We start from the raw sequence: 11,743 nt of genomic DNA on the forward strand, positions 1-11,743 counted from the left end.
ACTTACTAAATGTTTTCTAAGAGATGTCGATACGTAAACCATGGAAATTAGGGGTATAGACCTATTTAGCTATATTGATTATCGTCAATACTTAGAAGATATCTATCTAAGTCGTAAAGCAGTCGATAAAAAGTATACATTTGGCCGTTGGGCCAAGGAGCTTGGAATATCAAGTGTCTCAGGCCTAACCATGATTATAAAAGGCCAAAGGCATCCAGGGCCACAAATTACGGCCATGCTCATTAAGAATCTTGAACTCAATAAGAAAGAGGCCGAATTCTTTCAAACCTTAGTTGATGCTAAAAAGAATTCTAAAGGAGATGAAGAAACCTTTAAGGCCATAGTAGAAAAACGTACTTCTGATGTAACAAGATCTGATCGACAGGTTGAATTTAAATGGGAAATGGCCCTTTTAAGAGAAATGCTTAAATGGAGTGATTTTAATACGATTAAAGATCTTAATTCTAAAAAATTAATCTATAAAGGTCATGAAGATTACGCACAAATCATCAAACAAATGAAGAGTGCAAAAATCATCAATATAGAAAATTCTAAAATTTATCTGAACAAAGATTATACCCCACAATACAAACTTGATATGTCACAGTTCTTACCTCTTCATAAAGAGATTTGTGAACTATCAAGTGACAGCTATTACCTTCCAAAGGAACAAAGGGTCTTAGAACACTTTCTAATCAATGTGAAAAAGTCTGAGCTTTCAAATGCTAAGAAAAAGATCATGCAGTTTATCGATGAATTTACAGAAGAGTTTGACTGCGAAAATGGCAACAGTGAAGAGCATCAAATCTTTACATTATCGACACTCTTCTTTCCTTTCACTAATTAATTGCACCATTTGAAATGAGTACAGATGACAAATTACCAGGGCCAAGGCAATGAAGCCTTATTTGCATATATTTTTCAACTTGTGTATGCCCTATCAGTGCACATTGAGAAGGTACTGCATAATTATATTTTAGCATCCTACTTAAACTCTGATCTTCACTTGTAATCAAACGAATATTATCACCGAAAAGTCTTTGCATATCAGTATAGATAGCACCTTGAGTCGGACTGATTTGGCCCATTTGAAAGAGCTGAGAAAAATTCCCACCCGGAAAACTTGATTCACGGTTAATGGCCGTTTTCGAAGTTCTAATAATTTTTTTACCATCAGTAACAACTAAATGAATATGATAACGACCTTCAATGTAAACAGAGTAGGCTTCATCTTCTTTATAGACGGCCAGAATTGAAGCTAAAGGATCATTCCAGTCACTTTGGAAACGAAGAGTTCTTCCTCCATCAGAGAGCTTAAATGAGAGTTTATTCAACTCCTGCTGGCGTGTAATAAGATACTCATCAATAAAATCACCATTTGCCGTCGATCTTATTGTTGCAATATTAGATTGATGAATCTGGAGAGATCTTCCCTTTTTATCAATTGTAAAAGAGTCGATATCATCAAATACGATTTCATAATATTCATTAAATGTAACTTCTCCAACGGCGTAAACAAGCCTAACTCGCCCACTATTTTGAGAGGATTTATCTTGTTCAAGATAAGATACGAATTGTAGTTTTTTGAAGAATGGAAGATCAAGCATCTTTCTTAATTTAGAATCAAATTTATATGATTCTAGAGTTCGAATCTGCAACTTCAATTTTTCCTCTTCAAGAGAAGGTAGAAGATAATATGGCCTTTTCTTTTGGATATTATTCATAAAATCAATTGGATCTGCATTATTATCAATTTGTGGTAATTCAAATACCTTACTTACAAGCGGAACCAAGACTGTTCCCAACTCTTTAGTTTGGGCCTTGATAAAATTGAAATATGGCCTACCACGATTAAAATCAAGCCCACCAAATTGAGTCGCGTTTAAGCTCCAGCTTGAATATTTGCCAAATAACGGCCTACCTCTTGAGTCAAATGACTCAAGAATATACTCTCTATTATTAGCAGAAGTTCCATAAACTAGAATATCTAATTTACCATCAACATTCATATCGACTTTCATGACACTAATAACTTTTATGTCTTGCGAGAAATTGATTTGAAAAGGCTCAAATGATTTATTCTCTTCAGATAGGTAGAATATGCTTTTTAATGAGCGACTATTTAAAACAAAATAGTCCTGTTCACTCTTGCTAGCATTGAACTCGATAACTTTTTGAAGTTGGGAACTCTTAATATTTGGAGCGATTCTTAAAAGAGCACCTGCTGCAATTTTAGAAATCTTCTTACTTTCAACAATAGGTAGTGGAATGAAGAATTGAGCTTCAAAAGATTTTGAAGAAAGAGATACTCCATCATGAATGAGCTCCAAATGAAGATTTTGCCAGCTCTCAATATCTAGGCCACTTAAATAAGAACTTAACTCTATTCGATTAAGGCCTTTATTTAAGTTATTCTTTTTACAACTTCTTGTGGGATCAAAGACAATTGAGGACAAACAAATTTCCACATTTTCTAAAATTTGATTTGAATGAATATCAAAACTCATTTTAGCGAAAGGCTTTTTATACTTATCAAATGAAACTGAAATACTATCGATATTCTTTGTTAGAAATAAAGGAGAAAGAAAAGTATTAGAAATCTCATTAAATGAATTATGAAAACGTTGATAATCAGGAGAATTCAATTCTGATGTCTCTAGAGTTCTTGAAGTTGCTTTAAGCCTTGCAAGAAACTCATAACTATTAGTCTTAACTTCTTTAAGCTTTGCTGCTGCAGCGAGGGCCGTGACATGAGCAATAGAAAATGATGTACCAGTTTTAATATCATAATTTCCGACACGTAGTACAGTCGACTCCATACTAGATGGAATCGTCCCAACAAGCTTCTCTCCAGGAGCAAATATATCTACAGTTTGTCCATAATTTGACGAGGATACTTTTTGTCCCTGAATATCATAACCTCCAACACAAACAACACCATTATAATTACATGGAAATATATTTCTTCTCTTATTATTATTTCCTGCTGAAGCTACAATTATAACGTTTTTCTTAAGTGCATATTCAATGGCACTTACTATCTGTGGAGTTTCAATGACTTTAGGAATACCAAGTGATAGATTGAGAACTTGTGCACCATTATTAACGGCAAAGGCAATGGCCTTTGCAATATAGCTAGAAACAACACTTCCCTCATGCGTAAAGCCTCTAAAGTTAGTAATCGCTTTAATTGGCATAATTTCAATATTTTCAGGAAGGAGTCCGTCAACGCCGATCCCATCTTTTTTAGCGGCCAATAGCCCGGCCACAAAAGTACCATGTCCAATATCATCTGAAACATTTCCATTTCCATCAAGAACATTATAGCCACGACATGGTAGTGCCTTTTTCTCTTCATCACTCTTACCGATACAGCCTGGATAATTCCAAATATTGTCTTTTAGCTCAGGATGATCAACGTCTACACCAGTATCTATAACCGCTACGATAATTTTCTTAGAACCAAATGAAGCTAATTGCTTCTCTGTAAAGTAATTTACATCAACACCTTTTATACCCTCTATATTTTCAAATCCAAGCTCAGAAATTTTCCTAATATAAGACTGACCAGTATTTTTGATATTCCACTGTCTCCCAGAAAAATCTACTGCAAAAGCCTTCTGACTAGATAGAGCATATAACATGATAAAAAGGAGCATTATATTTCTTATTATCATTTTAGTGTCTCCCTATACCAAAGGCCTAAAACTTCGGCCTTAATCATTCCAAGGACAGTAACTAATTTATTAATTGGCCCACCAAAATTTCGAGAATTAATCTTCCCATACGAATTTCCAACAATAGGCTTAGTCATTAGCTCACTTCCAACACGGTAGCCAGAAAGTTGAGATTCAATATACATATTATCTTCACCGAAAAATTCGAGTAAAGTTCTTGCATCAACGTATTTAGCAAAGTAGTGACCAACATGAGCTAGACACTTAAGGCCTTTTTCAGTCTTTGCCTTATTTAAATACTTATTACACCAATAGAGCTTACTCTTAATTGGATCAAGGTCGCCACAACGTAGCTTTTCAGATATCGTTCGCCCGGAGTTATCATTGTCTCGATTTCCACCTCTAAAACAATTTCTGACTTTCATTTTTTGAGAAATCTTATCTAAATCTCTTGAAGTAATTGAGAGAATTTTTTTAACTGACTTATCAAAGAAGTGAATTTTACTCTCAAGACGAACAAAGTGCATATCACCAGCATCATTCGCATCAGAAGGCGTATAGAAATCAAGATTGAAAGCTTCATTCTCTTTTTTAAGATACTTCTTAATTGTCTTCTCCTTCATGATCGCTTTCTCATGAGTTTTACGATAGTGAAGATAAAGCTCATTCATGTTATCAAAGCTTGCCTTGGCATTTATATCACTTAGTTTAGATTCAAACTTAGTTTCATAAGTCGTTGCGGCCCCAAAAAGCTCTTTACCTGGGTTCTGATAGTAGTGCTTGGCCTCTTCAATCATAGGGATATAGCTCTTATCAAAGCTTACTTCTAAATTATTAATAAATTTCTTTAGATGATAAGAGGCAATATTCTTTAAGAATTTTCCAGCAGCGATCCCATCCATTTCACCATAAGTCGATGATATTAACTTAATATTGACTTGATCCTTAATTTTCACAAAAAGCTCTGTAATAGACTTTAAAGTACGTGAAACAAAGAAAAGTAGATTTAGGTTAAAAGTAGAATCCTTTGAATGATTATACACTTGAATATCTTCTGGCCCCATTGCTTCATTAGAACGATCTCTTAGAATAGAAAGGAACTTAACCGCATTTTTAGAAAATTCTAAATCTTCTTGTTCAGGGTCCATATTGATTTCATAAAACTTTAAATCAAGCTTTGACTTAATTGCGGCCGCTTCACTCATAATAATTGGAATTAAATATGAAAGGCCACCACGTGCCCTAACCTCACTAACATTGGCCTCATCATAGTAGACTTGAAACTTGTACTTTGACTTTCTTGTAATATGAATTCTCGAAAGTTCCTTATATTTTGTACTGATTGAACCATAACCGTTTGCAACGCCAAATAAAGGAGCATTTAGAGAAAGAGTTACATCAGGTACAACTGAAGTCGAAATAATAATGGACTCACCAACACCAAATTGCTGAGAAATTTCATTATAAATTGCGTGAAGATCCTCTCTTCTCGTTTCATTATCAAGGTCTGAGATATTGATTGACTGCTTAAGCTTTTCTTCAATATTACGAAGTGTCTTATCAACTAGCATATTCTTATATGGAGTCTTTACGGCCACTCTTAGGTCTTGAACTGGCCTTACATGCGTGTAACTTGTATTGATCCCAATATTTGGAAAAACTGACCCACCTGTTGTTTGAGAAATAAATCTTTCTAGGCCAATAAATAGGCCAAGGTTTGTTGTGAAGCCAATTGTGTCAGCAAGCTGAACAAAGTTGTCCGTACCAAGGCTTTGACCAACAACGATGTCTCGGCCAAATATAATATTTCCTCTAACAACTGGAGACTTCCAAGATGAGAAAGGTAGAGGTGGAAACTCTCCATGTTCCGCAAAATAATCAATAGCGTAGTCTTTATTTGCAAGGAAATCTTCTTGTAACCACTTAACCTTGGCCTTTGATAGATCAAATGCGCTAAGTCCTTCACTAATTTTGCCCGTAATCCATTTGAATGTACTACTTTGCGCTTCAGAAAAGAGAAAGGCCGGAATATCATCCATTGGCGACTTACTAGCACCGAAGCTAAACTGGCCAGCGTAACCTTCAAATTCATGTGGAATTAGAAATCCATCTTTAACAAGAGGGTCTTTAATATCCTTACTATATTCAATAAGTGGTGCATTTAATTTAAGTGTTGATATAAGGTTATTACGACGGCCAATAATCTTTTCAATTAATAGTTTTTCAACGACGGCCGGATAGTGTGACTGCTTTACGACTTGGGTAATCTCGTGGCGATTAAGATCACCGATTAATCGCGAAATCCATTTTACATCATCATAAGTAGCACTGAAATCAGTTGAACTAGGATACTCAAAAAGTAAGTGATCATTTTTTATTTTTAGAAAATTAAAAGAATACTTATTAATCGATTCTTCAAGATTTAGAAGTGAATAAACCACGATAAGACTTCTTAGTGTTCTTAAGTCTTTTGTGTCATTAATTGATGTAAGAGCAACATCATAGAAATCGTCTTCTTTAGGCTGCCTTACAAAGATATCTTTTAAAACAAGAAAATCACTTCCCTCTTCAACTAGCCAGTTTTTATAAGAAGCACCCAACTTAATTACTAGCTCAACATCTTTGAAGTAATCTTTTTGCTTTTCATCTTTGAAGTTAATTCTGATATTTTTAAGATACTTAGAAGCTGGGACAACATAACCTAATCTTCTAAGCATATTCTTTCTAAGAAGAATCGTATGAAGTGTTTTAGATAAATGTACCTGAAAATTTCCTTCTCCATTTTGTGCATTAAACCTCAAAACTCCCGCAGGAGAGCTAATCACACCAGAAAAATTCAAAGTTTCAAAGTCGTTAATTGGTAAGTTGAGATCATCTTTGTAATCGGAGAAATTATTGGCGCCATTCCAAAGATTAGATAAAACGGGAGACAGAGTTGAAAGATCAACTCCTTCGGCCTGAAGCTCATATGCTTGTTCTGAATCAATTGGCCCATATTCTATACTATAAAGATCACCTGCTGGAAGTGATTCACCATTAATGGCAACAAGTCCATCGGCGGCGTAAACTTTGGCCGTTAAGATCGAGATCAGTAAAATCAATATACTTAAATTTAATATTTTCATTACGTTATAAAATAACAATATTTGGCGCATGAGACCGATCTTTTGAAAGATCTACAAGTGCTGTTTAAGCGATGTACAAGTTCAAAATAAAAGGGCCTATTCAGGCCCTCTTAAATGTGTGGTATTTGGATATAATTTCAATTACTTATAATTCAATTGAAAGTAGCTCTGGAAGAATTACGTCTTCGATATTTTGAGTCGTTGTTCCTAGGTGTCCAGCTACATCATCAATGATTTGTTCACGTGCATTTAGATCATTTTTAGCTGCCATAAACTCTTCGATTGATTTACCTGTGAAGTGCTTGATATTGTTTGCGATTGCTTGTTGATCTTGCTCAAGTAGCTCACCATCTTTTGCATTATCAAGCATCTTTTTAACTTCTTTTTCCATCGTTACTAGAGAAAGTGCCTTATCAGCAGGAAGCTTGAAGGCCTGAGAGTATAGAGATGCTTTATTGAACATCTGTAGCTCTTCATCATTTGCGGCCATAAGACCTGTATCCATTGTCTCTTCTTCATCTTCATAGTAGTAACCAGTATCAAAACCTTGGAATACTGGATCACCAAATACATCAGATCCTACATAATCAACGATTTCATAGTTATCACCCCATCCATCACCGATGATTCCATAGTCCCAAGCATCATCTGATTGAATGTCACGGAACTCATCAGCTAAACCTTGGTTATTCGAATAGTAATCCCAATATGCAAGTGTTCTTAGGTATGTAATATCAACTGCTACGAACTCATTATACTTAGCATCGAAATAAACAAAGAAATCTTCTCTAAGAGAATCATACTGATCCTTCTCAAGAGTGTTTAGGTCATAGTAATAAGGATCAACACTATTAAGTGCCGATACAAAACCTTGTGCTGTCACATATGGAGAAGTGTATCTTCCATAAGTAGACGATGAACTTGAGCCTCCGCTCCCACCGCAAGAAACAAGTAACGTACCAAGTGCTGCAACCGCTAATAATTTTTTCATTTATACTCTCCCTCAAAAAAATTGATACCTCTGCTATTCAGCAAGGCCAGTCATTAATAAAATCTTCGTGATTTTAAAATTAGAATAATGAAACTAGTTCAAGATTCATGCCAACTTTTGTCTCATAAAGTTGATGTTTTTAGTACCACATTGGCCCTAAACTGGATTATTTACTGGTGCTTTAAGAAACTGTTAGAAATATCAGGTCCAAGATGCACCTTGCATCGCAAAATAAAGACACTGTGCACACCAATAAAGATTTAGGATCCTTTTAAGATTGACCACTTAGACAATATTACTTATATTTTATTTTTAAAATATAAAGGTTATTTCAAGATGAAAGAAGCTGTTGATATGGACATTGAGATTGTTGAAAAGAAGCTACTTGAGTACTTACCTCATTATGAAGCATTTTTTTCAAAAGTTGGCTTTAAAAGAATTGAAGGTGCCATCTTTGGTGTACTTGTCTATTCATCTAGGCCACTAGCTTCTGATGAAATTGAAAAAATCTTAGGCTTATCTCAGCCTGCAGTCTCTAGTGCTCTAAAGACTCTTGCGACTTATAAAATGATCATCACTCATGATCACCCAGAAATTAAACGTATGAAGATACATGAGGCCAATGATGATGCCATCAATATTGTCTCAAATATCGTAAAGAAGCGTGAGCTCGAAATAATCGAAGAATTTGAAAATATCACACAAGAATCTCTTAAATTTGTTCACGATGAAAAAAGAAAGAAGCGCTTAACTAACATCCTAACAACGACTCGATTTGCTAGGTCTCTAAGTGAATTTATCATCTCTATTAGCAAGGAGCTTGATAATCCTTATATGGCCATTGAAAAGTTTCCAATGGTCACTAAAGTGCTGAAGAACTCACTGACAGATATTAATCAAATAAAGTCAGGGATCACATCTGGTTTAAGGAACTCTTTCCTTAATATTGTTTCAAAAATAGAAAATGAAAAACATAGTAATAATGGAGTTAATGAATGAACTTATCTCGTGTTGTCATCACGGGTGTAGGCCTTACTGCACCAAATGGAAATAGCTTAAATGAATTCCGCTGCGCTCTTTTAGAGCAAAAGTCGGGAATCACTTATGAAGAAGTACGTTTTATGGGCCAGATCCCTGTAGGAAAATGTGACTTTGACGAAAGAAAGCACCAAAAAGGAAAAATGAGAAAACGTGGAACTCGCGTCGGTGGAATCTCTGTCTACTGCTCAAAAGAAGCGCTCGATGATGCTGGACTTGATCTTGCAACACTTGATAAATCAAGAATTGGTATTTACTTAGGTATTACAGAGCACGGACCTGTTGAAACTGAAGAAGAGCTTTTCCAATTTTATAAAAACAATGAAGAAAAGCCTGAGCTTTGGACTCATCACCATAACCCAAGAACAGTTGCAAATAATCCTGCAGGGGAAGTTTCACTAAACCTTGGAATTACTGGACCTCACTATACAATTGGAGCTGCGTGTGCGGCAGGAAATATGGGACTAATTCAAGCAGTTCAAATGCTTCAACTTGGAGAAGTTGATCTTGCACTTGCTGGTGGAGTTTCAGAGTCATCGAACTCATTTGGTAACCATGTATCTTTCAAAGCACAAGGTGCACTAGCAGATTTTCCAGAAGATCAAACGCGTGCCTCGCGCCCACTTGATAATAATAGAAATGGAATCGTTATCTCAGAAGGTGGATGTGTCTACACTTTAGAAAGATTAGAAGATGCTCTAGCTCGTGGAGCTAAGATTTACGGAGAAGTTGCAGGTTATCATACAAATAGTGATGCAACAGACTTTGTTCTTCCTAATCCTGAGCGCCAGATGGAATGTGTCCACAAAGCAATAGCAAAAGCAGGTATCACAATTAATGATATCGATATTGTAAACCTTCATGCAACTGGTACAAAGATGGGTGATATCCAAGAAGTAGCAGGAATAAAAGAAGCTTTTAAAGATGCACCAGAAGTTGCAGTAAATTGCACCAAAGGTTTAATTGGTCATGCAATGGGTGCGGCCGGAGCACTTGAGCTTGCAGGGAACCTACCTAGTTTTGAAGATGGCCTAGTACACCCATGTCACAAGATTGATGAAATCGATCCTGAGTGTGCAATGGATCAGCTTGTACTTGAAGCACCACTAAAGAAAGACGTTAAATATATCCTTAACAACTCATTTGGGATGTTAGGAATTAATTCAACTTTAATTATAAAAAAATACGAAGCTAAGGCTTAACTTTAAATTATCACAGGAGAAAAATATGACACCAGAACAAGTAAGACAAATCGTAGTTGATATTATCGCAGACATTGCAGTTGATGACGATGTAACTTCAATCGATGATGCAACTCCACTAAGAGATCAACTAGACCTAGATTCAATGGACTTCCTTGATATCGTAATGGAACTTAAGAAACAACACTCAATTGAAGTACCTCAAGAAGATTACCCTGAGCTAGCTTCAATGAACTCTTGTGTTGCTTACCTAACACCAAAATTTCAATAAATTTAATAAGGGCCACAACCGTGGCCCTTTTATAAAGTAAAAACTATGACACAAAAATATGATGTAATTGTAATTGGCGCTGGAATGAGTGGACTTGCAGCAAGCATTCGCCTTGCTATGTTTGGCAAGAAAGTTGTGTGCTTAGAAAAACACTCAATTTCAGGAGGGCTTAACTCTTACTACCGTCGCGGTAAAAGAAATTTCGATGTTGGCCTTCATGCCCTAACAAATTTTGCGACCAGAGGAGAAAGAGGAAAACCTCTAACAAAACTTCTTAAACAACTAAGAATTCCTTGGTCAGAACTTGATCTTATTGAACAGAAACAATCAAAGATTATATTCCCTGAGACAACACTGACATTTACAAATGACTTTGCAGTTCTTACGCAAGAAATTGCAGACAAATTCCCAGCATCAATTGATGAGTTTAATCAATTTGTTGCCTATATTAGAGACTTCAACGAAGTCGCCCTAAATAATGAAACTTATATGGCAAAAGATGTTGCCAGAAAATATATTAAGAATGAAAAGCTAATTTCCATGATTTTTGCTCCGCTGTTGATTTACGGATCAGCATGGGAAGATGATATGGATTTCTCTCAATTTGTTATCATGTTTAAGAGTATCTACCTTGAAGGTTTTGCAAGACCTGATGGTGGGGTTAGAAAAATCATTAACCTCTTACTTGATAAGTATGAAGGACTTGGCGGAGAACTTCGTTTTCGCGCAGGTGTTGCTTCTATTAACACTAACTCAGATAAAGTAACGAGTGTTACTCTTGAAAATGGTGAAATCCTTGAATGTGACAAGGTCATTTCAAGTATGGGACATCCAGAAACGATGGCCATTACAGAAGGTCAAAGCGCACAAAAGGTTGCAGTAGGACCGATGACTTTTTGTGAAACAATTCTTTGTCTTGATGAGCGACCAAAAGACTTTGACATGAATGATACTATTCTTTTCTATAATGAGAGAGAAGATTATCAGTATCGCGGGCCAACTGAATTCATCGATAATAAAAGTGCCGTAATCTGCTTTCCAAATAATTTTGCAAGTGATGATAGTGATGAGGGAGTTATTCGCCTTACCTATATGGCAAATTATGAAAAATGGAAAGATTTAGTAAACTCAGATCGCAAGGCCTACCTTGCGATGAAAAATGAAGTTTATGAGCAATCACTTCAAACTTTAAAAAAGATATATCCAAATGCCTCACTTGATGTGAAATTCAAAGATGTTTTCACTCCACATACAATTGAGCGCTACACTGGACACCTTCGTGGATGTGTATATGGATCAACAGATAAGCTAAGAGATGGAAGAACTCCAGTTGAAGGACTTTATCTATGCGGAACGGATCAAGGCTTCCTTGGGATTATCGGATCCATGCTAAGTGGAATTTCCATGGCAAACCTACATGGATTAATGGAATAAAAGGC

8 protein-coding genes are annotated in these 11,743 nt (G+C 35.8%); 5 read left to right on the forward strand and 3 right to left on the reverse strand.

The annotated features are described in order from the left end of the window. The first annotated feature begins 40 nt into the window (after positions 1-40). Positions 41-847: a TIGR02147 family protein gene (locus tag ACMAWV_RS09430; RefSeq protein WP_103217115.1), complete on the forward strand. Its 807-nt coding sequence runs from the start codon at positions 41-43 to the stop codon at positions 845-847. Here ACMAWV_RS09430 and ACMAWV_RS09435 read toward each other — a convergent pair. The 3 genes from ACMAWV_RS09435 to ACMAWV_RS09445 all read right to left on the reverse strand — a co-directional run bounded on the left by ACMAWV_RS09435 (position 840) and on the right by ACMAWV_RS09445 (position 7,793). Further along, positions 840-3,677 carry a S8 family serine peptidase gene (locus ACMAWV_RS09435; protein ID WP_412469486.1) on the reverse strand — a complete coding sequence of 946 codons (2,838 nt, stop codon included), beginning with the start codon at positions 3,675-3,677 and terminating at the stop codon, positions 840-842. The genes ACMAWV_RS09430 and ACMAWV_RS09435 overlap by 8 nt on opposite strands. Then, positions 3,674-6,802 carry a hypothetical protein gene (locus ACMAWV_RS09440; RefSeq protein WP_412469485.1) on the reverse strand — a complete coding sequence of 1,043 codons (3,129 nt, stop codon included), beginning with the start codon at positions 6,800-6,802 and terminating at the stop codon, positions 3,674-3,676. The genes ACMAWV_RS09435 and ACMAWV_RS09440 overlap by 4 nt, the downstream gene beginning before the upstream one ends. Before the next feature lie 145 nt (positions 6,803-6,947). Next, positions 6,948-7,793: a hypothetical protein gene (locus ACMAWV_RS09445; RefSeq protein ID WP_103217112.1), complete on the reverse strand. Its 846-nt coding sequence runs from the start codon at positions 7,791-7,793 to the stop codon at positions 6,948-6,950. Positions 7,794-8,129: 336 nt separating this feature from the next. On the opposite strand from ACMAWV_RS09445, the gene ACMAWV_RS09450 reads away from it, so the two are divergent. The 4 genes from ACMAWV_RS09450 to ACMAWV_RS09465 are packed head-to-tail and all read left to right on the forward strand — an operon-like array spanning position 8,130 to position 11,738. Then, positions 8,130-8,792, forward strand: a complete 663-nt coding sequence (locus ACMAWV_RS09450; RefSeq protein ID WP_103217111.1) for a GbsR/MarR family transcriptional regulator — start codon at positions 8,130-8,132, stop codon at positions 8,790-8,792. Then, on the forward strand, positions 8,789-10,033 hold the full coding sequence (locus tag ACMAWV_RS09455; RefSeq protein ID WP_103217110.1) for a beta-ketoacyl-[acyl-carrier-protein] synthase family protein: 1,245 nt from the start codon (positions 8,789-8,791) through the stop codon (positions 10,031-10,033). Before ACMAWV_RS09450 ends, ACMAWV_RS09455 begins: the two co-directional genes overlap by 4 nt. A 25-nt stretch (positions 10,034-10,058) precedes the next feature. After that, positions 10,059-10,304, forward strand: a complete 246-nt coding sequence (locus tag ACMAWV_RS09460; protein ID WP_103217109.1) for an acyl carrier protein — start codon at positions 10,059-10,061, stop codon at positions 10,302-10,304. A gap of 45 nt (positions 10,305-10,349) precedes the next feature. Beyond that, on the forward strand, positions 10,350-11,738 hold the full coding sequence (locus tag ACMAWV_RS09465; RefSeq protein ID WP_412469484.1) for a phytoene desaturase family protein: 1,389 nt from the start codon (positions 10,350-10,352) through the stop codon (positions 11,736-11,738). Positions 11,739-11,743 lie beyond the last annotated feature (5 nt).

This window comes from Halobacteriovorax sp. RT-1-1 (assembly GCF_047085455.1).
In the GTDB taxonomy this organism is placed as follows: Bacteria; Bdellovibrionota; Bacteriovoracia; order Bacteriovoracales; family Bacteriovoracaceae; genus Halobacteriovorax_A.